At 48.2% G+C, this 22,199-nt stretch carries 17 protein-coding genes; 11 read left to right on the top strand and 6 right to left on the bottom strand.

Annotated elements, in window-relative coordinates; all coding sequences use genetic code 11:
• Positions 1-278: 278 nt before the first annotated feature.
• The 3 genes from BGO59_RS01795 (at position 279) to BGO59_RS01785 (ending at position 4,571) form a co-directional block, all read left to right on the top strand.
• Positions 279-698 (top strand): hypothetical protein, encoded by a 420-nt coding sequence (locus BGO59_RS01795; RefSeq protein ID WP_293679590.1) that lies wholly within the window; start codon positions 279-281, stop codon positions 696-698.
• A 213-nt stretch (positions 699-911) separates the two neighbouring features.
• Positions 912-2,642, top strand: coding sequence for a hypothetical protein (locus BGO59_RS01790; RefSeq protein ID WP_293679588.1), 1,731 nt, complete (start codon positions 912-914; stop codon positions 2,640-2,642).
• A 372-nt stretch (positions 2,643-3,014) separates the two neighbouring features.
• Entirely contained in the window at positions 3,015-4,571 is a 1,557-nt protein-coding gene (locus tag BGO59_RS01785) for a two-component regulator propeller domain-containing protein (RefSeq protein WP_293679586.1), read from the top strand.
• A gap of 117 nt (positions 4,572-4,688) precedes the next feature.
• Here the strand turns inward: BGO59_RS01785 and BGO59_RS01780 are convergent, their stop codons facing one another.
• From BGO59_RS01780 to BGO59_RS01760, 5 genes are all read right to left on the bottom strand, one after another.
• A complete protein-coding gene (locus tag BGO59_RS01780; protein WP_293679584.1) occupies positions 4,689-6,410 on the bottom strand; it encodes a hypothetical protein in 1,722 nt (573 codons plus the stop codon).
• A 12-nt stretch (positions 6,411-6,422) separates the two neighbouring features.
• Entirely contained in the window at positions 6,423-7,856 is a 1,434-nt protein-coding gene (locus BGO59_RS01775) for a hypothetical protein (protein ID WP_293679581.1), read from the bottom strand.
• Between the two features lie 27 nt (positions 7,857-7,883).
• Positions 7,884-9,143, bottom strand: a complete 1,260-nt coding sequence (locus BGO59_RS01770) for a hypothetical protein (RefSeq protein ID WP_293679580.1) — start codon at positions 9,141-9,143, stop codon at positions 7,884-7,886.
• Positions 9,144-9,177: 34 nt separating this feature from the next.
• Entirely contained in the window at positions 9,178-10,044 is an 867-nt protein-coding gene (locus BGO59_RS01765) for a hypothetical protein (protein ID WP_293679577.1), read from the bottom strand.
• 202 nt (positions 10,045-10,246) lie between these two features.
• Complete coding sequence (locus BGO59_RS01760) at positions 10,247-10,864, bottom strand: response regulator transcription factor (RefSeq protein WP_293679575.1); 618 nt, start codon at positions 10,862-10,864, stop codon at positions 10,247-10,249.
• Positions 10,865-11,120: 256 nt separating this feature from the next.
• Here BGO59_RS01760 and BGO59_RS01755 point away from each other — a divergent pair, with 256 nt between their 5' ends.
• The 3 genes from BGO59_RS01755 to BGO59_RS01745 all read left to right on the top strand — a co-directional run bounded on the left by BGO59_RS01755 (position 11,121) and on the right by BGO59_RS01745 (position 16,116).
• A complete protein-coding gene (locus tag BGO59_RS01755) occupies positions 11,121-11,594 on the top strand; it encodes a VOC family protein (RefSeq protein WP_293679572.1) in 474 nt (157 codons plus the stop codon).
• A gap of 161 nt (positions 11,595-11,755) precedes the next feature.
• The gene (locus BGO59_RS01750) at positions 11,756-12,523 is read left to right on the top strand and encodes an META domain-containing protein (RefSeq protein ID WP_293679570.1); all 768 of its coding nucleotides are present in this window, start codon (positions 11,756-11,758) and stop codon (positions 12,521-12,523) included.
• A gap of 161 nt (positions 12,524-12,684) precedes the next feature.
• Entirely contained in the window at positions 12,685-16,116 is a 3,432-nt protein-coding gene (locus tag BGO59_RS01745) for a ThuA domain-containing protein (protein ID WP_293679567.1), read from the top strand.
• Between the two features lie 109 nt (positions 16,117-16,225).
• Here BGO59_RS01745 and BGO59_RS01740 read toward each other — a convergent pair whose 3' ends face one another.
• A complete protein-coding gene (locus BGO59_RS01740) occupies positions 16,226-17,626 on the bottom strand; it encodes a hypothetical protein (protein ID WP_293679564.1) in 1,401 nt (466 codons plus the stop codon).
• Between the two features lie 204 nt (positions 17,627-17,830).
• Between BGO59_RS01740 and BGO59_RS01735 the strand changes: the two genes are divergently transcribed.
• The 5 genes from BGO59_RS01735 to BGO59_RS01715 all read left to right on the top strand — a co-directional run bounded on the left by BGO59_RS01735 (position 17,831) and on the right by BGO59_RS01715 (position 22,198).
• Positions 17,831-19,678: an ABC transporter ATP-binding protein gene (locus BGO59_RS01735; RefSeq protein WP_293679561.1), complete on the top strand. Its 1,848-nt coding sequence runs from the start codon at positions 17,831-17,833 to the stop codon at positions 19,676-19,678.
• Positions 19,679-19,739: 61 nt separating this feature from the next.
• A complete protein-coding gene (locus BGO59_RS01730) occupies positions 19,740-19,994 on the top strand; it encodes a type II toxin-antitoxin system Phd/YefM family antitoxin (protein ID WP_080054779.1) in 255 nt (84 codons plus the stop codon).
• Position 19,995: 1 nt separating this feature from the next.
• The gene (locus BGO59_RS01725; protein ID WP_293679556.1) at positions 19,996-20,250 is read left to right on the top strand and encodes a Txe/YoeB family addiction module toxin; all 255 of its coding nucleotides are present in this window, start codon (positions 19,996-19,998) and stop codon (positions 20,248-20,250) included.
• Positions 20,251-20,295: 45 nt separating this feature from the next.
• Positions 20,296-20,904 (top strand): hypothetical protein, encoded by a 609-nt coding sequence (locus tag BGO59_RS01720; RefSeq protein WP_293679554.1) that lies wholly within the window; start codon positions 20,296-20,298, stop codon positions 20,902-20,904.
• Between the two features lie 94 nt (positions 20,905-20,998).
• Entirely contained in the window at positions 20,999-22,198 is a 1,200-nt protein-coding gene (locus BGO59_RS01715) for an OmpA family protein (protein ID WP_293679551.1), read from the top strand.
• Position 22,199 lies beyond the last annotated feature (1 nt).

Raw genomic sequence — 22,199 nt, 5'->3', positions numbered from 1 at the left:
ATCACCTAATGCTCCCATTCGCTGTTAACCCATTTCAGACATTCTTTTGCTCATTTTGGACATGGACCACTTTTTAGAAAAAAAGACCCCATTCAGGCCTTTTAGTTGTCGTTGGCTTCAGTAATAGGCGTGCTACTCATTCAGGTAGTGCCTGATATGAATTCTACCACCGCGTTTTCCAACTGTTGGCCTATGGGAAGGCTCATCTAACTATGAACCTAAAGAAAGCCTTAGTATATGGTCTGCTAGTGCTAACAGCTCTCAGTTTTGGACAATGTATGAACGACTGTAGTAGTTCTGACCCTGGTTTATACGGCTCCTTCTCGTTTCGGGATAAAACAACGGGTAGACCTTATTATGAAGTGAGTCAGGATAAGCCGGATAATTTACAGATTTATGAGCAAATGCCAGGTGATACAATACCTTATCTCATGCACGGTATAGTTAAAGATTCTATTCAGAATGAAGGATACAGTTTTGGCTTATTTGAGTTGTATGGCCTAAAAAAGACAATATTGTATTTTCAATTCAATAAAACGGATATGGATACCCTTATTCTGTCCGCTCAGTTAAGCAAGGGCAACCCGCCCTGCTACTTTGATCGAGCGCTAATGACTGCCGTCTATAATGGGCGGCTAATTAAAACGATTGATACTGATACATCAGGCGTTTTTATAAAATTTACAATCGTCAAATAAGGTTGTGTATTACCCTGAAATCGCTTACGCTTGATTGGGTAAAGCCAAGAATGAATAGTGCCTCACCAAACGTCCGTATTACAGATATACAAATCTCTTTTCGTATCTCTTGGAAAGGTTTGAATAAACGGCTAATCTCAAAGTATTTAGCCTAAGTTTTGTACTTTGGCGCTGATTATACAACAGATTGGTCCTGGTAAATACACACCGAGCATGAAAACTAACTCACTACTTTGGGCCCTACTGGTGATCTTGACTGGTTTGGGGCTGAGTGGGTGCAAATACACCGATAACCCTGAAGCGAATTTGCCTCCTATGCCATTTATAGTGAAGGCCAGCTTGTCAGCTAACGGCACGGATGTGGTATTGACTTGGACTAAAGCTAAAGATCCTAACGGGGATCCTGTCACGTATTCTGTTGTTTACAAAGATACGCTGGTCAAGAATCTTACTGATACGACTTTTACGATTCAACAGCTATCTGAGAATACGACTGTAATGGGTAGTATTGTGGCTTGGGATGATCGAAAAGCTTCCACAAGTAGCAGTTTTAGCATCACTACCGCTGATAGTCGGTACGTTCAGATTCCCGATTTATCGTTTGAAAGAGCCTTAATTAAGTTGTCGATTGATGACGTAGTGGATGGAAAGTTACTTCTAGCAAGCGCTTTAAAAACGGCTAATCTAAATTTAATCAACTTAAACACTGGTTCAATCCAAGATCTGCGTGGCATCGAGGCTTTTACAAATTTGAAAAGGCTTATTTGTGTGGGTAACTATAATCTAACCAGTATAGATCTAAGTAACAACACGGCCCTAACGTATTTGGTCCTAACACAGAATGGTTTATCCAGCTTAGATGTGTCAAAAAACACGAGTCTGCAAACGCTAGCTTGTGATAATAACAAGTTAACGCTTTTAGATGTATCTAAAAATGTAGATATGCAAACGCTGGATTGTTCATTTAATCAATTGCAAAGTTTAAATCTAACTCAAAATAAACTTCTACAAACGTTAGATTGTGGCTGGAACCCTTTGACTACCTTACATCTAAGTCAGAATGCTAGTTTGACGGCCTTAGATTGCGCTTCCAGTAAATTAGACAATTTCGATGTTTCTTTACTGACTTCTTTAAAAACGTATGACTGTAGTTACACCCAAACTACCAAACTAGACTTAAGTAAGAATGTCGCGTTGCAGGAATTGAGGTGTGGGGAGAACCCCATGAAGGAACTAAACCTAAGTAGTAACCGCAATTTAACCAGCCTAGATTGTTACTATTCGAACTTAGTAAACCTGGATCTGAGCAGTAATCCGCTCTTGCAAAAGCTAAGGTGTTCTGAAAGTAGGCAGTTGACTACTATAGACTTGGGGCAGGGCCAGTCGATACAAACAATTGATTGTTCGCAATGCAGTCTCCTTACTTTAAATATGTTGAGTCCAGTAAACCTACAAAGTTTAACCTGTTTCGCTAATCAATTATCCAGTCTAAATCTGGGCGTGAGTTCTTCTTTAGCGTCATTGGATTGCTCATCGAACAAGCTCATTGCTTTAACTGTTGCCCCTAACTCAACGCTAAAAAACTTGGACTGCAATTTGAACCAACTAACGTCCCTTGACCTTTCAAAATGTACGGCTCTTGAATCGCTCAACTGCGCCGTGAATAAATTAACCGAGTTAGACATTACTAAAAGTCTACGACTAGAAACGCTCAACTGCGGTAATAATCGAATTACTGAACTAGATACCAGACAAAACATCTATCTAAAGACACTGAGCTGTCTTACAAACCAGTTGACAACACTCGATTTACGGAAAAATACCGCTCTAACTAGATTGAATTGTGAGGTAAATAAAATACAGGTTATTTGTCTAGCCAGTTTAGCTCAAGTAAAAAGTAATTGGACAAAAGATGATTCGGCTGTATATAAGGTCTGTAATTAACAATAGAGTGTAAGTTGAAGTAATTTTCCTTACCGTATTTGGAGAGCCCGTTTTGGCTGCAGCGCAGGGCACAGGTCCCGGCGGGGAACCGCGCCCTGCGCCGAAGCGGTAACTTTTACATTGCGTTAACATTCTTTTACTAGTACACCAACACATCTCAGCACAAAGCCGGGTAGGTTTGCTGCCCACCGCAATGGCGGCCCCAACGCAGTGGTTGAAATTCGTTGGTATCAAAAAAGAAAAAGGATGAACTACACTCACGCATATGCTTTGCTCCTGATGTTTATTGTTTGCACTTCCTGTGGGCAAGACCAAACAAACATACCCACGGATAACATCGAGTCCGAGATTAAAGACATAGGGCCTAACATAATGGTTCGTACCATAAAAAGGGGCAAAAATGGCACCATTTTGATGGCTGGCCCGAATAACTCAGAATTTGGTGATGTTTTTCGATACGACCCTTCCAGGGCCGGGGAAAAATCGTTTACTAATCTTACCAGTAAGATAGGTCAGCACAGATTCTGGGATGTTCTGGAAGATCGACGAGGGAATCGTTGGTTCACGTCTACTGATTCAGGCATTTATTATGACAACGGGAAATCCATTCAACATTTCACTACTACGGAGGGGCTTGCCAACAATCGAGTTACGTCTGTTTATGAAGATAAAGCCGGCATTATTTGGTTCGGCACTGAAAGTGGCATAAGTCGTTACGATCCCAGAGGGGTAGTCGGAAAATCGTTTCGAAATTTTACCTCTCCGAACGCTCCGCTTTTTTTTAAAGAAGGGCGTTGGAATAATGATATTCATACAATCATTGAAGATAAAACAGGGAAATTGTGGGTTGGCACAAGGGGCGATGCCTTTGTTTATGACGGGGAAAAATTTACCACGTTAACCCATAAAGGGGAGCCCTTTCTCGACGTTTGGGCTATAATGGAAGATCGAAAAGGGACTATTTGGCTCAGCGGTTATAATGGATTTAAAGTAGGCCGGACCGGTGGCCTCTATCGCTATGATGGTAGTACCTTTACGAAGGTATCGGAAAGAGGTGCCTATGCTATAATCCAGGATAAAAAAGGAAACATCTGGACTACTGGTCCGGTAAATCCTGCTAACTGGACGGTCCAGGCACTTTCCCGTTATGATGCAAAATCCTTATATAGTACTAAGCCTACGGTAACCGAAATTAGGTCAGGAAAGACTTTTCTGGGGCTTTTGGAAGCTAACGATGGCAGTATTTGGTTTGGCGATGCGACCGGCGTGTATCGGTATGATGGAAAGACCATCACGGACTTCTATAAGAAAGAGGGTCAGAAAAAATATAGCATCGATACGAAGCAAAGTGTTGTCGTCTGGAAAGGGTCTATGCTACTTGGTGGATGGGAAGATACTACGTTTCTGGGTGATGGCACCCATACAGGGGACGTCCATATAGCAAAAGGAGAATTGGCCATCGAATCGGATCGCCGAAGCGACCGTCATTTAGTGGGTGGTGTAGTTGAAGTCGACATGAATACCATTGAAAATTTTGTTGATCAACGTTCACTCAATAAATTCCCTCCATTTTTTGATATCAAAAAATTCCCGATTTCTACATTCTCCATTACAAAGGTTGAAACATGGAATGATGGAAATTCAAAAGTTCCAACTGATGGAAGTATACGAGTTAATGATGGAAATATAAACGTTACAGGAAACCTAACCATTGAAGGTATCACGAAGGCAGTTACTTTTCCAGCCAAACTGCATTTTAAGGACGGAATGGACGGAACTGTCGAGTTGAATGGTACGCTGATCATTGATCGAACCGATTGGGGTATCGATTATGGATCAAAAAAGAACGTTAATCAGTCTGTTGATGGCGTTTTTTCGGACGAGGTTAAACTCTTTGTGAAACTTGTAGCGAAAAAAATAAATAGGTAGCAGGGTTAGAAAGAAGGTATATCCCTGTTTCTCAACGGTCTGTTTTTTGGATTTACCCGCGTTTGACTAAAACCGTGAATGAGCGTTTCTTCAGCCAGCTTTCGCTCATTCACTCGTTTACTTTTTAAATGCTTTTGCATAGGTAAGTACGTCGTCCGTGTTTTTAATGCCGTTTTCAAGTGGCCATTTTCCTTTTCGAGCAATACCCGCCTGGATTTCAACACGATTGGCAGCACAGAAGCCTTTAAACGACTCCCAACTGGTTGGGGTAAAGTTTTTCGTCTTCATCACCTCAACGATGCATTGAACGCCATACGGAAGCCAGTGCATGAGTTTGGTAAGCGCCAGATAGACCTCGCCACTGGTCGGAATACCCAGCATGGCAGCGTACTTAGCTGCGCTTCTGCCCCGATGGTTGACCAGTTGAATACCCGCCTGAATAGAGTAGTCGCTGTCGGTGCTTAGTCGCTGGTGGTCGATACCTAATGTTTTGGATTCGTCGGGATGCAGTTGGAAATAGCCGCGCTCATCAAGGCTGGTGTGACTATGGATACTCCCGTCCGATTCTTTTTTAATCCAGCCCAGCAAGAAACTGAGCGGCCAGTTGCCCCGGTATTTTTCCAGGGCGGGCACCAGCACACGAAAGCGGTCGGGCAGGGAAGGTGAGCCAGCAGGTACTGAGGCTGATGAGGATGGGCTAGAGTTCGTAGGAATACGAGTCGCAATACCCAGCGAAGTTTTCAATAGTGCCCAGGTGGTGGGGCCTAAAATACCGTCGTTTGTGAGCCCATGAATCCGTTGCCAGATCGCCAGCGCATCGGCAAAGGCGTCTTCGCCCAGACTAACATTCGATTGGCCGGAATACGGCAACAATAGATCGTTGATCTGATCGACGTACTTATCCCAGCCTAGTTGCTGACCGTAATACCGATTGGCTTTGACTCGCTTGGTGGGCGATGAATTTATTGAAACGGTAGAGGCTGGCTGAGCTGATTGGGTGTTGCTGGCCGTCTGCGTATTGGGAAAGGTACTGATCGGCCCCGAACCCGTCGATAAAGCATGCGCCCAGATGCGGAATTGTCCGCCTCTAGGTACCCACCACTTTGTTGTCGAATACGTTACGTTTTTCGTGTGAGAACCGGCCTGGCTCAATAAGGGATTTGTCACCTGCCCCGACGAATTTCGGAGCGCTTTGTGGCTACCCGTTTCGGGTACGATAGCCGCAATATGTCCCGCAATGCCTGGGCGTTTTATGCTGACAAACACGACATTGCCCTGATTCGCGGTATTCTGAACAGCCGTGTAATCGCTTCCCGAAGGAGTGATTTCCTGCCAGCCAAACATAGCCCCGTATTTGCCAAACCACTCATACAACGAGTTGGCATCCAGTTCGGTCAGGTAGTTGGTGTTTTTCTGCGACGACGCTTCCGTGGGCGACGATGGGAGTTTTCTCCAGAAAAAATGCGGCAGGTAAACACCCGCCAGATAGGCATAATCGTTTGCAAAAATATTGCACCAGGTAGCAGGCTTACCTTTGTAGTTCAGGCCCAGATACCGTTTGTGATTCGTATTGCCTACATCCAGCCAATCGACAATCTGTGTCAGAAAAGCCGAAGCTGAAGTTGAGTTGCTACGCGTAGGCATACCATTTTCATTCAGCCGAAACGATCGACCGCTCCCCAAATCCCGACGTACAGCATTGGGTTGGGGGTTCCTTACATGTACTTCATACGGAGCAGAGGGATTCAGAAAAACTTCATCATCTGCCTGCCGAAACCGCGACCCGATCATAGGCGACGACAACGCTCCAACCTCCCTGACTAATAAATTGCGTTCCATACTTCAGAGCGACTAATACGATTGAACCATAGCCGTTGCCCGTTCGGGAACGGTGCTGTAGGCATTACGATACCCTTCCACAAGCCCTTCTACATCATTGAGCCAGATATCCAGCGTTGAACCCGTCGCAATGGTTGTCAATTGCGTCAGATCAGCGGTTTCAATGTCGGTCAAAAGCCGATATCCATACGAAGCACAATTGTCGTACACGATGAATCGGTTGCTTTCATTGAGAGTAATGGGCCGTTTGGCAACCAGTATATCATAAGCGGCCGGGATAAACTCTTCGGGTTTGTCGTATTGCGACGGAATACCGATTTCTGCTTTTAGCATGTTGACCAGGCAGATAGTGGCATGAACGGTGGCCAGCCCTATGAACGTATTGATCTGATTTCGACCGTACTGGAAAGGCTCAAACTGTTGCTTCAGCACATTCATGGTATCCCGGATGGACGTCTGCGTAGCCACCGACGAGCGGGGCAGAATGTTGCCGGTCTGTGCCTGAATGGCCTGTGCCAGTTGCTTGGTTTTATAGTACTCCAGCATATAGTCGATCAGTTTGTTGAAGGCCTGCATAAAGCCTTTGTTCTGTTCGCTTTCGATGCCCAGGTTGTTTTCGATGGTTACGCCCAATACACGCTGGTAGGTACAGACCCGGTCGCGGAGGTTCGAGCTAATGCCCAACCGATGCAGCGTACAGATCATATCCATCAGGTTGGAATACGAAATAGCAATGCCTTTGTCATCGAATCGGCTGCCCGATATGGTGTATTTGCCGCGATAGTTGTAATCGTCCATCAGCGCCCCCAGGATTTTAAAGATGCCCATGCGCTCGTAGTAGTACAGCCAGAGCAAAGCACCTACCGTTAGGCCATTGGTGAAGTAGGAGAAGTCGAGAGTAGGAGGGAGCTGGTCGGCTGGGATGGACGTGACACGCTCGTACAGGAATACGGGTTTTACGAAATAATCCGTCGGGCCAGGGTCGTAGCAACCTTCGTAACGGGCGCGTTTCAGGGCGATTTCGGCTTCCTGAACGGCATCTTCCTTTCGTTTCAGCTCCTGCTCGGCAATTTCACGGGCCCGGCTATTCGATTTATTGCTGCTGCTGATCGACACCAGATTCGCTTCGGCCATCTGCAAATCGAGCTGAGCGTTCCCGACGGCATCCTGCTTTTCGATGAAATTTCGTTCAGCGTCGGTAATCGCTCTGGTTTTACTGAAATCGTTGGCTTCGCGCAGGGCGTCTTTGTAAATGACCGAGCCACTACAGGCACTGATGGTGAGGCAGTAGTTTTTGTTAAGAAAAGTTGGTAAAGGCGAACTGTACTGACTGGCGTATTCCGTTAACACACGGTTCAGCAGTTCGTTATATTGACTTCGGATTGCCCAGGTCTGTATGTCTTCCCAGAAAAAGGTGTTTCTGGGCTCTTGAAATAACTTCGCCATTGTGTTGAATTGTTAAAGTGTACGAGTCTATTTTTTCGCTAATCCCTTCAGCCAGCTGTCCATCAGCGCGTCGATGGTTATTTGTTTGATGGTCCGCTTTTCGCGCAGAAGGCGAAAGACGGCCAGTTGAACCCCAATGGGTTGATTTCGGAAGGTGTCGGTTTGTATGCCCTCGATCGTTGCCATCGCTTTCAGCCCCTGCGGAGTTAGCGTGCCCAGCGCAAAGAGCGATGTTAACGGCCTGTTTCCCAGTTTTTTGAACTTCGTCTGCAAAACGGCCCTACTAATCGTTGGCAGATATTGCCGGGCTTCAAGGATGAGTTGGCGGGTGGTTTCGTCCAGGGATTTTAATGGATAAAATTCCAGCCATTCGGCCTCCCAGTTGTCCCAGTCGCCTTTGCCCCAGAGTTGCCGACACCATTCTACCGATAGCAGAAAACGCAGGTACGAAGGTGGGTGTGGTTGTATGGTCGAGATGGAAAACATCATAGAGGCAGGGAGAATCAGAACATCCCGGATGCTCGACGTTTGCGCCATACCCGACAGGCAAAATGCCCAGAAATCGGGCAGCAACTCCTTCGACCAGTTGGCAAACAGGCTGCGCATCAGGGGTGTAGCGCCCGTTTTTTTCAGAGATTCGTAAACTACCTGCTGCCAGAGCGGAACCATATTCAGCTTGGTCAATGCCTGATGGCCCACTTCGTGAAAAATAGAAATCAGGTTGTATTTCTCGTTGATTCGGCTGTAGGGTATGGCTATGAACGGGATTGGATTCGGGGCGTTTCGGATGATACTCACCCCTTCGCGGACGGTAAAAGCCCCAAAACCCCGGTCGCAGCAGACCAATGGCGGTACCGTGATGTCGGCCAGACTACCGCGTTGAAGCGCGTGGGCCGCAATGGCGTCGCACCCTTTCAGCAAGGGGCCAATGTCAGGGCTAAGGCGCTGGGTCAGAATATCCATGAACGTATCGTAGAACGTGTAGGCGCTGGCCAGGTCCATTTCCAGTTCACCCAGTCGATTGATAAGCGTTTGCCGGATAATTGGGTCGTTGCGTTCCGAAAAGTATTTGTCGGTATAGATGCGTAGCTGCTGCCTGATTTTGTTGGAAACCGTTGCCAACTGCGATTCCAGCGCTTCCCATTGGTCGGCCGAAATATCCTGTTCGGGAGGGAGCGACAGCATTTTTCGCAGCCCTGTTAGCAACTGGGCTCGGTTTCGGATCGAGTCTATTTTCAACAATAGCTCCGAATTGCCAGGGCTGATCGCTTTTTGCTGGGTTTCCACAGGGCTGTCGGGCAAGAAAGGTGAGTACGGTTGCTTACAGACGTTTATAGGTGATCGTTACGATCTTGTACAGTCCGTTTTGCTCGTCACGCACTTTACGACCCACTCGTCGGTATCTGGAATTGGCCGAGCCAAGACGAACAGTATGATGGGCTTTTTTGAAAGCGCTGCGGGCCAGTTGATTCATCTGTGCTTTAGCCTGCGGGAAATTTCGGCTGAAGTTGGAACGACTGATTCCGTCGGCAAAGTTGGTATACGCCTGTTTGGCAAGGGCTACCGTATCGCGGGCAGCCTGGCGAGCGGCCGAGGGAGACGTCATTTCCTGATTGCTCAGTACCGTTCCCAGAATGGCCCCCGCCCCCGGTACAACGGCATTGAGCGCCTGTGGGCCAAACTTCATGGCCAGGCTTTTAAGTAGCCCTCTTGGGTCTTTTGTAATCTGCTGGATCGCCGTCGTCAGGGTACCGCCACCGGGTATGGCTTTCAGGATTCCTTTCGCCAGTGGAGCCAGTTTTTTGCCCCATTTCTTGAGCGCCCCCCAGAAGTAATCTTTTTCGATTTCATGCATTACCTCGTTGAAATCGTTCTCAAACTCAAATTCGTTCTCATAATTGTTGGAGAAGATTTCATAGAGCCGGGCTTCATAACGACCATCGGGCGTACTATCGAATTCGTCGTCGTTTTCAAATTCATCATCCGTTTCAAACTCGGACAGGTAATCGGCTTCATTCTGTACGTCGTAATTGCCTTCGCTGTCGAACTCGTTATCGGTTTCCCAACTGCCTTCGTTGTCGAATTCATTATCGACCAACTCAAATTCGTTGTAGCTGTCAGGAGACTCGTTATCGAGCTCGAATTCCTGCTCAAATTCACTCAGATAGTCGTTTTGATACGCCTTCATGATTATACCTGTTAAATTTTACATCCGAAATGGGCCGTATACGTAAATGGTCAGATGCTCTGGTTCGCTCTGATTTGGGAGGAAATGCGAACATCCAAAAGGGTGTGGTTTAGACACCAAAGGTCGGCTAAAGGGGAAGTGGGGTAAATACCAAGATGTTGGTATATCGGCGCGTAGAACTACGTGAAAAATAGCGTCTTCTTTAAATGATCTTGTTAACCTGGGCGTATCGGGCTAACTCAATGTTGGTGTGAATGCGGAGCTTTCGGTAGATATTTTTGCGGTGCGTTTCGACGGTTCGCGTACTAAGAAACAATTTATCGGCAATGGTTTTTGTCGTATGGCCATCCACAATCAATTGAATCACCTCGGTTTCACGGTCGGTCAAGTCCTGGGTAATTTTTTCGGCAGCTGGTTTTCTAAGTTGCTGGACTAAGGATGGTGGTAAATAAAGATGGCCAGTTCCAACCGCCCGGATGGCAGCAAATAACTCATTACGACCGGCCTGTTTGGGGCAATAGCCCATCGCCCCCGCTTCGATTGCCAGATTAACCGACTGGGGGTTTGTAAGGGTTGTGAGAGCGAGTACGTTGGTCGCTGGGTAAAAGGTTCGAATGGTACGCGTCAACTCCAGCCCCGACATATCGGGTAAGTCAATATCCAGCAGAAGCACATCAATGTCGTGCTGTAGCAAAAAAGGAATAACCTCCCTTCCGGTGTGCAATACGCCAACTACGGTATGGTCGGTCGAATACTCGATCAGAAACCGGACACCGTCGGCAAACAGGCAATGGCTATCAACAATCAGTAGTTTTTGCATTGTATCAAAGGGAGTTGGATAAACACAATGACTCAATCCGAAAAACAATAGGGGGTAGCTGTAAGCGCAATCGATCTGGCGGTTAGGAAAACTAAATTAGTTACGTGGCTTTTCGGATAGTCATCAGTTTTTAGTGTACGGTTACGTTACTTATCTACCTGTCGTAATTGCCCCTTTATCTGTCGCTATGCCCCTCCCGTTATGGCGAATACAGGTCGTACCTTTGCCTTGGTATTCATCAAAATCAGTAAACAACATGCAGAAGATCACCACATTCCTGACATTTAACGACCAGGCTGAGGAAGCCGCCCGGTTGTATACCTCGCTCTTTAAAAATTCGAAAATTACCAGCATTTCGCATTATGGCGAAGGCGCTCCCGCTCCAGCTGGACGTGTGATGTCGGTTACATTTCAATTGGATGGACAGGAGTTTTCAGCCCTGAATGGTGGCTCTTATTTCAAATTCGCTGAAGGCATTTCGCTCTTTGTCAATTGCGAAACGCAGGAGGAAGTCGACCTGTATTGGGAGAAGCTCTCGGAGGGTGGAGAAAAAGGCCCATGCGGCTGGCTGAAGGATAGATTTGGCGTGTCGTGGCAGATTGTTCCATCAAAACTAGGTCAGCTATTGGGCGATAAAGACCCGGAGAAAGCAAAGCGGGTGATGCAGGCCATGTTGAAAATGAACAAGCTAGACATCGCTACGCTGGAGCAGGCTTATGCAGGCGAATAGTCAGTGATTTTCTTAAACCGCGAAGACGCGATAGACGCAAGGCCGTGAACAGCCCTCGTGTTTATTGCGTCTTCGCGGTTTACGTAAATCCAGATCATGGGTGCCACTAAACTTTTTCACGTCGGGGCGGTCTTACTGAAAAGTAAATTCAATAAATCGCCATGCGTACACTTCTGTTTGGCATTCTCTTATTGGCAACAGCCTGTCGTCGGCCATCGACGCAGTTTGCCGCTATGCTCACGCCCGTCCGGCCACCTGCCGATTACAGTCAGTATCTGAAAGCAGGGGATGAACTGGTGGCGTTGGGTAATGATCCGGCCTGGTCATTGACCATCAATCCATCGAAAGGAACGCTTATCTTTAAATCGAGTAAAGACAGCCTGGCAACGTCGGTTCCCGAACGACAGACGGATTCAGACGGAGTACTTCGGTATAATGCGCCTGTAGGGGGTGGTACTCTCAACATCGTTTTCCGGCCCGACAGTTGTGTGGATGCCAAAACCGGGCAACCGTACGACTACCGGGTTCAGGTCGATAGTCATGAGAAGCATTATGTAGGTTGTGGGGTGTCGCTTCAGAAACTGACTCTGTTACAGGACATTTGGGTGTTAACCGAATTCCAGGGGAAAGCCATCACAGCGGATGCCTCGCGACGGGAAGTGCCCCGGTTGGAAATTTCTCTAACAGAGGGCCGTGTAACGGGCACAACGGGCTGTAATCGACTAAGTGGCCCCGTGAAAGCCGATACCCGTCAGATCGTGTTTGGGCCACTTATTACGACCAAAATGGCCTGTATTGGGGCTGCTGGAGACCTGGAAAGCCCATTTTTAAATGCATTGAATGCGCCACTGTCGTATCAGATTGGATCGGGCCGGCTAACGCTGTTGCAAAATGGGGCAGCACTCATGGTCTTCAAAAAAGTAGATTAGTGTCAAGTTGACCTTTATTATCAGCGAGTGCCTACTTCATTGGCATTCGCTTTTTTATTATTTTTGTTACCTGCTTAAAAGTCAATCAAATCTTTAAAAGTTTCTTTTTAGGCCAACTTGCCTGAGTTTCCAATCAGCCTGTTTTTAAATCATCAAAACCTATGAAAAACGTACGGTTTCCCTCCCGCGCACTACTCCTGGCGGGCGTGCTGACAACCGCTGTGTCTCAGCTTCCGACGGATGCCTGGGCACAAACAATGGCCAAACGGACTGTAGCGGCTAAGTCTGTTGCCGCTGCTGAAGCGCCGATTGCCTTGAATCGGGTACTCGTGTTTTCGAAAACGAAAGGATTTCGCCATTCATCGATCCCGGCGGGAAAAATGGCGATTATGAAACTTGGTCAGGAAAATGGTTTTGCCGTCGATACAACGGAAGATGCCTCCAAGTTTACCGAAGCCAATCTGAAAAAGTATGGTGCCGTTATCTGGCTAAGCACAACGGGCAATGTGCTCGACGATGCGCAGCAGGCTGCTTTTGAGCGTTACATTCAGGCGGGTGGTGGTTTTGTCGGTATCCATGCTGCTGCCGACACTGAGTACGACTGGCCCTGGTACAACCAACTGGTAGGTGCGTATTTCCTGAGCCATCCTAAGCAGCAAAACGCTGAAATTGAAATTGTTGATAAGAGTCACCCGGCCACGAAAATGCTGCCGGATCGCTGGAAGCGCTGGGACGAGTGGTACAACTACAAGAGCATTCAGGGCGATCTGAAAGTGTTGGGTAAACTGGACGAGAAAACCTACGAAGGCGGAAAGAACGGCGATAATCACCCGTTCATCTGGCATCACGATTTCCAGGGTGGTAAAGCGTTCTATACGGGGGGCGGCCATACCGATGAGTCGTACACTGACCCGATGTTCCTGCAACACATTCTGGGTGGAATCAAGTCGGTGATGGCGTCCAGCCTGAAATTTGGCCAGGCCAAAACGATGCCCTTTCCTGAAGAAAACCGATTTGAACAGCAGGTACTGGTGCAGGGGATGGACGAACCAACCGAACTGGCTGTGCTCGATAATGGCAAGGTGCTCTATACCCAGCGCAAAGGTGAGCTAACGGTCTACGATCCGCAAAAAAAAAAGACTAAGGTAGTTGCCAATTTCCCGGTTTTCAGCAAGTTCGAATATGGCCTGATGGGCTTGAACATCGACCCGAACTTCAAGCAGAACAAGTGGATTTATGTGTACTATTCCCCTCTGAACGGCGCGACAGTTGCTGACACGGCTCAGCATCTGTCGCGCTTTGTCTATGACGACGTTCGGGACACAGTTTTGCTGAATACCGAAAAGGTACTGCTGACCATTCCGGTGAAGCGTGACGGCTGCTGCCATACCGGCGGGTCGATTGCCTGGGACCGGAAAGGAAATCTGTACCTGTCGACGGGTGATGATACCAATCCGTTCAACTCCGATGGCTATGCGCCGATTGACGAACGGCCCGGCCGGAAAGGATGGGATGCCCGGTTGACCTCCAGCAATACCAACGACCTGCGGGGTAAAATCATCCGGATTCATCCTGAAGCCGACGGAACCTATACCATTCCCGAAGGCAACCTGTTTCCGAAAGGCAACCCAAAGGCTCGCCCTGAAATTTACGTAATGGGAAACCGGAATCCCTACCGGATTTCGGTCGATCAGCGGACGGGTTATCTGTACTGGGGCGAAGTTGGCCCCGATGCCGGTAACAACAGTGAAAAATATGGTCCTCGTGGTCACGATGAAATGAACCAGGCGCGTCAGGCTGGGTATTTTGGCTGGCCGTTGTTTGTCGCTGATAACCGCCCGTACCACACCCGTAGTTTTGCCGATAGCACAACGGGCCCCCTGTTCGATCCGCAACACCCCATCAATGATTCGCCCAATAATACGGGGCTAAGAGAGTTGCCTCCTGCCCAGAAAGCCTTCATCTACTACCCCTATGCCGATTCACCGGAGTTTGGTGATATTGTAGGCAAAGGTGGTCGGAATGCGATGGGTGGCCCGGTCTATTACTACGATGATTATCCAGAAACGTCGGTTAAATTCCCCCGCCACTACGACGGTAAATTCTTTGCCTACGACTGGATTCGTGACTGGATTCACCCTGTTACGATGAAGCCCAATGGCGATTTCGTGAAGATGGAAACGTTTATGCCCAGCACGAAATTCTCGCACATCATCGACATGCAGTTCGCCAACGATGGATCGCTGTATACGATTGAGTATGGTCAGAAATGGTTTGGTGCCAATGCCGATGCACGGCTGGCTCGTATTACGTACAATGCCGGAAACCGGAAGCCGGTAGCCGTTGCCAGCGCGAATAAAATGGTGGGTGCTGCTCCATTAACGGTGAAATTCGATGGCGGTAAATCGATGGATTACGATGGCGACGCGCTTAAATACGAATGGTCTTTTGGCAAGAATATGCCTAAGCAAATGACCGCTTCGCCAACCGTTACCTTCAGCAAGCCAGGGGTTTATCCGGCCACGCTGAAAGTGACCGACGCAGCCGGTAACGTGTCGACCCGGACGATGGACATCAAAGTGGGTAACGACGAGCCCAAAGTAGTTGTTGATGTCGCTGGTAACAAGACTTTCTATTTCCCAAACAAGCCTGTTAAATATGCGGTGAAGGTGGTCGACAAAGAAGATGGTACGCTACAGAAAGGCATCAGCCCCGACGACGTGACCATGACTATCGATTATCTCGAAGGCTTCGACAAGACGTTACTAGCGCAGGGGCACCAGGCTAATACGGGCTCTTCGACTGGAAAACGGTTAATTGAACTGAGCGACTGTAAAGCGTGCCATACCATTGATCAGAAGTCGATTGGACCTGCTTATATCGATGTTGCCAAGAAGTACAAAGGCACGGGTTCTGAAAGTAAACTGATCCGTAAGGTGATCACCGGTGGCGGTGGTGTATGGGGTGAACAGGCCATGAGCGCCCACCCACAACTGAAAGAAAGTGAAGTAGCCGATATGGTTGGATACATCCTTTCGCTGGCTGACGAAAAAGCAGCTAATCGCAAACCGATTTCTGGTGATTACGTACCTGTAGCGCAGAAAAAGGATGGTTCCTATATCCTGACCGCAACCTATACCGACCGGGGGAATGGCGTGATTGGGCCTTTGACTGGTTCGACATCTGTGGCGCTGCGCTCACCCTCTGTGAAAGCTGTAACGGCTGATGCCAAACAGGATATTTTCCAGTTCGACATGCCGAAGGTTGGCCCAGCTGCTATTGGTACCAAATCGGGAAGTTACGTCGCCTTTAACGACATTGATCTGACGGGTATTGAAAGCATTTCACCAACGGTATTTGCATCGACTACTCAAACGGCCGGTGGTAAGCTTGAAGCGCGGATCAACTCCCCAACGGGCCCTTTGTTAGGCGAGGTAGAGGTAAAACCAGGAACGGCTGGCCCCGTAAATCTGCCGTTCCGCCAGCCTGTGCAGGGGATGCATAAACTCTATCTGGTGTTTGTGAACCCCGAAGCTGGTCAGAAGGCCCTGTTTGCCCTCGACAAAGTGCAGTTCGGCGCGCAGGGAATGTAAGTGAACAGGCGCTTTTCCTATGTACACAGAAGCCACAACCAGTAAAGGTTGTGGCTTCTGCTTTTTAATCCGTTTTGCGGGCTTGCCGTTCGAATTACGATACTTACTGTTAGTTGCAGACCTGATAGGCCGCCGACGCATCTTTTTGCCAGAACGGTTTAACCTGCGACAGACTGTACACACAGATGGTTTTAATGGTATTATTTTCGCAGCGTAAAAAGCTAAGCGCTGTGTTCCTGCTCAAATCAAGGCCCGTCAGCTGATTATCGTAGCAGGTCAGATTACTTAAAATCGTGTTTTTTGTGACGTCCAGACTCGTCAGCTGATTGCCATAGCAGTTCAATTCAGTCAGTGCCGTATTGGTAGTTAGCATTAAGCCCGTTAGCTGGTTGTTTGGGCATAGCAGGGTGCTAATTACTACATTTTGGCTAAGGTCCAGCTTGGTCAGGCGATTGCCTTCACAGTCCAGACTCGTCAAGGCTGTATTTTTTGATAGGTCCAGGGTCGAAAGCTGATTGTAGGAGCACAAAAGCTTGGTTAGCGCTGTATTCTTCGTGATGTCAAGACTCGTCAGCCCGGCTGCCGAACAGTTCAACTCGGTTAAGATCGGGTTGTGACTGATATCCAGCCCATTCAATTTTGTAAAGGAGTAGTCCAGATATTGTACTGACGTATTCTTTGTCAAATCCAGACGGGTCAGGCCGGTACTGCTACAGCTTAATCTCGCCAGGCTGATGTTGTTACTAAGGTCAAGCGAGGTTAAAGCCTGGTTGTTGGAGCAGTTAAGTTGAGTGAGAGCCGCGTTCTGACTGAGATCCAGGCCGTTCAGGCTGTTATTGGAACAGGCTAGCGAGACTAGAGCCGTATTCTTGCGGATGTCCAGACTGTTTAGCTTATTCGTGCTGCAAATCAGCTCCGTCAAGGCTGTATTTTTGCTGACATCCAGACTGGTAAGCTGGTTGCTGGAACAATCCAGATAGGTTAGATTCACAAAAGCTTCGATGCCCTGTAGATTACTGATCCCCTGACTGGCAACCGTCAGACTAGTTACTTTTTGCGCATTACTCAAGAGTATTTTGCCATCTTTGGTATCGTCGAAGCGGAGGTCGATAAGCCTCTGTTCAAAAGCCGCATCAGGCACATCGGCATACGGATTCGTGCCAATCGTAAGATTAAACGCGACCGGAGTTGCCGCTTTATGATTGTCGAACGCAATCACGCTCCCCGTTACCGTAAGGCCATATCCTACATTTTTGAGCGTAAACGTGGTATCACTGAGGTTTTTAGCTAAGGTGTCTTTGTAAACGACGGCATACGTAACCGGGTCTCCATTAGGGTCTTTAGCTCTCGTCCAGCTCAGGACCACATCACTGCTGGTAGTCGCTTGTTTGGCGGTCACGGTGAAGATTGCCGGGGCCAGGTTAGGGTCGGGGCCGTCGTCTTTTTTACAGGAAAAGACCAGTAGGCCCAGCAAGAGTAGTAGAGGAAGAAAAGTAATACGATTGTTCATAATGGAGCAGTGTAAGGTTAGTTATCAATATAGATGTGAAGGCCAGGGATGGCTTCATCGGAAAGAACCTGCGTATAGCCCGGTGATTTTATGTAAACGGTCTCATGCTGTTTTAGCCACTATCGTCCTAAACCTCTATCGAACAGCTTTTTCAGACGGATTGCCGGTGAACTAATCCCGGACGGTACTTGTCTTTTGAATGTTATGGCAAAAACAGTACCAACTCATGCAAATTCTACCGAAACTAAAGACCAGATAAGCTGGCGTGAACGCTTTGCTGCTTTGGGTAACCTGCCCTCGTTTTTTCGACTTGTCTGGCAGGTGTCGCCAAGTCTGTTTCTGGGCAATGCGTTTCTTCGGTTAATTCGGGCAGCTATTCCAACGGCTACCCTCTATATAGGCAAGCTGATTATCGATCAGGTGGTTACTCTTTCCAAACACAACGAGGGTGATACGCGTATGCTCTGGTGGCTGGTCGGGGCCGAATTTGGCCTGGCTATTCTGTCTACGGCATTAGGTCGGGCAGTAGCGCTGATGGATAGCCTCCTGGGCGATTTATTCGCTAATCAGACGTCCATCCGGTTGATGGAGCACGCGGCTACTCTCGACCTGGAGCAGTTTGAAGACGCTACTTTTTACGATAAGCTCGAACGGGCGCGTCGGCAGACGAACGGACGTACGGTTTTACTATCCGGTGTGTTCGGGCAGGTGCAGGAACTGATTTCGGTTGGTTTTCTGGCGGCTGGTCTGGCGGTATATAATCCATGGCTGCTAGTCCTGATTCTGCTGGCCGTAACCCCCTCATTCATTGGTGATAACTATTTCAATCAACGGAGCTATTCGCTTTCTCGATCCTGGACGCCCGAACGACGGGAACTCGATTACCTACGCTATATCGGGGCAAGTGACGAAACGGCCAAGGAGGTTAAAATTTTTGGTATATCGGGCTTTCTGATCGATCGGTTTCGGGAGTTATCGTGGCAGTATTATCTGAAAAACAAAGCGTTAGCCATTAGCCGGGCGGGATGGGGGACTTTATTGACGGCCCTGGGAACGGCGGGTTATTATGGGGCGTATGTCTGGATTGTGATGCGAGCTGTTGGTGGACAAATCACCCTGGGCGACCTGACGTTTCTGGCAGGTTCGTTCCGGCAGGTGCGTGGCTCGCTGGAGGGCATTTTGCTTCAGTTTAGCAGCCTTACCCAGGAAGCAATCTATTTGCAGGACCTGTTCGACTACTTTGCAATAAAGCCCTCCATTCATTCGCCTTCTACATCCCGTCCGTTTCCTAATCCAATTCGGCAGGGGTTTGTATTTGAGAATGTGGGTTTTAAGTACACCAATTCGGAACGATGGGCGCTGCGAAATCTGTCATTTACCCTACAGGCGGGTGAAAAGCTGGCACTCGTTGGCGAAAACGGTGCGGGTAAAACTACATTAGTGAAGTTGCTGGCTCGCTTGTATGATCCGGCCGAAGGGCGCATTCTGCTCGATGGCTATGACCTCCGCGAGTATGATCTGGCAGAACTACGGCGAAACATCGGGGTGATTTTTCAGGATTATACCCGTTTCAAAATGTCGGCCGGGGTCAATATTGCCGTTGGCGACATCGACCAGCGCACTAACCAGGACCGTATCGAAACCTCCGCTCAGCGAAGTCTGGCCGATACGGTAATTGCCAAGTTAGCCGGAGGGTACGATCAGCAATTGGGTCGTTCGTTTGGTAAAGGCGTTGAATTGTCGGGGGGCGAATGGCAGAAAGTGGCCCTGGCTCGTGCCTACATGCGGGATGCCCAACTGATTATTCTGGATGAGCCGACGGCCGCCCTCGATGCCCGTGCTGAGTACGAAGTGTTTCAGCGGTTTGCCAAACTAACCGAAGGAAAATCGTCGGTCATTATTTCGCACCGATTCAGCACGGTTCGGATGGCCGACCGGATTCTGGTCCTGGAAAACGGAACGCTGCTTGAAATCGGCTCACACTACGAGCTACTGGAAAAAGAGGGGCGATACGCTGAACTATTCGGGTTACAGGCGCGGGGATATCAGTAGGCGTTTGGGTTTGATTTCTTAAATACGTACGTTATATTGTACGTATATTCAGATGGACACTATGCAAGTAGTTAATTATACAGAGTTTCGGCGTTCGATGAAGGCCAAGCTCGACCAGGTTAGTGACGATGGCGATACCATCATTATTAATCGCAGTGAGAATAAAAATGTGGTACTTATTTCCCTTCGGGAGTATAATTCGCTGAAAGAAACCTTGCATCTGTTGGGTTCAGAGAAAAATAGAAATCGTCTTCTGGGTGCTGTTGAACGAGCGAATCGAGGTGAATTTGAACAACACCAACTGATTGACGAGTAGCATGAATCTGTCGTGGGACAAAGAGGCCTGGGAGGATTATGTCTATTGGCAGCAAACGGACAAAACGGTATTGCGCCGAATCAATGAACTCATCAAAGAATGCCTACGGACGCCATTTGAAGGAAAAGGTAAGCCGGAGCCACTGAAAGAAAACCTGAGTGGATTCTGGTCGAGACGGATCACAGATGAGCACCGACTCATTTACCGTGTTGAATCGGATCGTCTGCATATCATCCAATGTCGATTCCATTATTAAAAAAGCTGTTGTTCAAGTTTTTATATTCCTAAACATATGATATCTATGAAATCGTTTTTGAGTGGCTTTCTTCTGTTGGGTGCCGTCAGCAGTTCGTTTGCTCAGGCACCAACCATTCCCTCGCCCGACACGCAAATTAAAGTAGCGGTTCTGGCGGCTCCGGCCGATAAGCGTGATGGGGCCACCGTGTATGGCTATACTGCCAAAAATGAATTTACGGTGATTCGGAAAGGAACCAATGAATTGATCTGTCTCGCCGACGATCCAGCCCAGAAAGGATTAAGTGTATCCTGCTATCATCGTGACCTTGACCCGTTTATGGAGCGTGGTCGGGTGCTGAAAAAGGAAGGAAAAAAGCCAAACGAGATTCTGGCTATTCGGGAGCAGGAAACAAAAGATAAGAAGCTGACAATGCCTTCGCACCCGTCAACGTTATTTTCTTATACCGCTAAAGATGAGGACTATAACCCCACTACAGGCGAGATAAAAGATGGCTATCTTCGGTATGTGGTGTATATTCCATACGCTACCGCCGAAAGCACAGGTCTACCTACCAAACCCGAGGCTCCCGGTATGCCCTGGATTATGGACCCTGGTACGCATAGGGCGCATATTATGATCAATCCGCCGGTATCCTCAACGGCGCATCATTAATCGGGCTAAGGGCTCAGTTGCGGTCTGGTAGGTAAGGAATGCAACCTTATGAGGTCTCAGTGACTCTATAGGGGTCAAAACGAATAAAAAACCTATGGGCCTCCATATCAGAAAGCTATTCCTGGCGACAGTGGTCTTTGGACTGTGTACTGGCATGGGTATGGCTCAAAGGAGGGAGGTTGATTATTCGCGTATCAAAGCGACGCCCAGGGTGAGTCCGGTGATGCCTGCTAACGTGGTTCCTGGACACACGGGAACACCCAGCGTTTTGACAATCAGGGCGTTTGCTGTTGATATTAGTAAGCCGATAGTATCGGCCACTGTAAAAATTACCTCTCGAACAACGGGCAAGACTCAGGTAGTGACGCTGACAAATGGTCGTCTGGAGCGAGTAATCAATGACCCCGATGTGTTGGTGATTGAGGTAAGCGAGCAGGGCTATACAACCCGAAATTTAACGCTTGCTGTATCGCCCACAGGTAAGCCCTACGAGTTTGATGCTCAGCTTGATCCGGCTCTAATTAAACTAACTGTGTGGGCAACCGATAGCCAGACAAAAAAGGTTATCCATGATGCGCATTTTACTATTTCGGGCCGTGTGGGCGAATCCACTCTACTACTTTCTCCCGATACAGCTACGGGTATTGTCAAAACCGACTTGCCTCGTAAGGGCGTTTATCAACTCACTAGTTCGGCAGCGGGCTACGGCGATTTTACAAAGTCTATCCAGCTCGATAGTGTAGAGAATGAAGCCAGGGTGATGCTGACGCCCCAAAAAATAAAGGTCGCAAGTGAGGCTCAGGCTCTCCCCGAAGCTGTTGTAAAGTCGGTAAAGACGGCCCGGCAGGAAATGCCTGCGGAACAGGTTTCCATAAAAGCACCTGCGCTATCGAGTGCAATTGCGGCTCCGGTAGTACCAATTGTTCCGCCCAAAGCCTTTGGCGCTATTGAACGAGGAAAGCCCGTTCGGTTAACCGCTATTTATTTCGACCAAAGTTCGCCTGTTCTTCGGCCAGAATCGTTTCCGGAACTCGATCAACTGGCCTCAATGCTCCTGGAAAACCCATCGGCTCTGCTCGAAATTCGGGGGCATACAGACAACCAGGGCGATTTTGATCTGAACGTAAAACTTTCCCGCGACCGTTGCCAGGCGATCATTGATTACCTGGTGGGTAAGGGGATTGCTCAAACCCGTCTGAAAGCGGTTGGCCGTGGCCCTATCGACCCAATAGCACCTAATAATAACGAAGACAACCGGAAGAAGAATCGACGAGTAGAGTTTATTGTGCTCTGAA

The organism is Spirosoma sp. 48-14 (assembly GCF_001898575.1).
Lineage (GTDB): Bacteria > Bacteroidota > Bacteroidia > Cytophagales > Spirosomataceae > Spirosoma.
The sequence above is the reverse complement of the archived record's forward strand: the minus strand, read 5'-3'. Positions and strand labels throughout refer to the sequence as shown.

Excerpts from the sequence above, each read along its gene's own strand:
- BGO59_RS01795 (WP_293679590.1), top strand. The coding sequence starts at position 279 with ATGAACGACTGTAGTAGTTCTGACCCTGGTTTATACGGCTCCTTCTCG.
- BGO59_RS01790 (WP_293679588.1), top strand. The coding sequence starts at position 912 with ATGAAAACTAACTCACTACTTTGGGCCCTACTGGTGATCTTGACTGGT.
- BGO59_RS01785 (WP_293679586.1), top strand. The coding sequence starts at position 3,015 with ATGGTTCGTACCATAAAAAGGGGCAAAAATGGCACCATTTTGATGGCT.
- BGO59_RS01780 (WP_293679584.1), bottom strand. The coding sequence starts at position 6,410 with ATGGAACGCAATTTATTAGTCAGGGAGGTTGGAGCGTTGTCGTCGCCT.
- BGO59_RS01775 (WP_293679581.1), bottom strand. The coding sequence starts at position 7,856 with ATGGCGAAGTTATTTCAAGAGCCCAGAAACACCTTTTTCTGGGAAGAC.
- BGO59_RS01765 (WP_293679577.1), bottom strand. The coding sequence starts at position 10,044 with ATGAAGGCGTATCAAAACGACTATCTGAGTGAATTTGAGCAGGAATTC.
- BGO59_RS01760 (WP_293679575.1), bottom strand. The coding sequence starts at position 10,864 with ATGCAAAAACTACTGATTGTTGATAGCCATTGCCTGTTTGCCGACGGT.
- BGO59_RS01755 (WP_293679572.1), top strand. The coding sequence starts at position 11,121 with ATGCAGAAGATCACCACATTCCTGACATTTAACGACCAGGCTGAGGAA.
- BGO59_RS01750 (WP_293679570.1), top strand. The coding sequence starts at position 11,756 with ATGCGTACACTTCTGTTTGGCATTCTCTTATTGGCAACAGCCTGTCGT.
- BGO59_RS01745 (WP_293679567.1), top strand. The coding sequence starts at position 12,685 with ATGAAAAACGTACGGTTTCCCTCCCGCGCACTACTCCTGGCGGGCGTG.
- BGO59_RS01740 (WP_293679564.1), bottom strand. The coding sequence starts at position 17,626 with ATGAACAATCGTATTACTTTTCTTCCTCTACTACTCTTGCTGGGCCTA.
- BGO59_RS01735 (WP_293679561.1), top strand. The coding sequence starts at position 17,831 with ATGGCAAAAACAGTACCAACTCATGCAAATTCTACCGAAACTAAAGAC.
- BGO59_RS01730 (WP_080054779.1), top strand. The coding sequence starts at position 19,740 with ATGCAAGTAGTTAATTATACAGAGTTTCGGCGTTCGATGAAGGCCAAG.
- BGO59_RS01725 (WP_293679556.1), top strand. The coding sequence starts at position 19,996 with ATGAATCTGTCGTGGGACAAAGAGGCCTGGGAGGATTATGTCTATTGG.
- BGO59_RS01720 (WP_293679554.1), top strand. The coding sequence starts at position 20,296 with ATGAAATCGTTTTTGAGTGGCTTTCTTCTGTTGGGTGCCGTCAGCAGT.
- BGO59_RS01715 (WP_293679551.1), top strand. The coding sequence starts at position 20,999 with ATGGGCCTCCATATCAGAAAGCTATTCCTGGCGACAGTGGTCTTTGGA.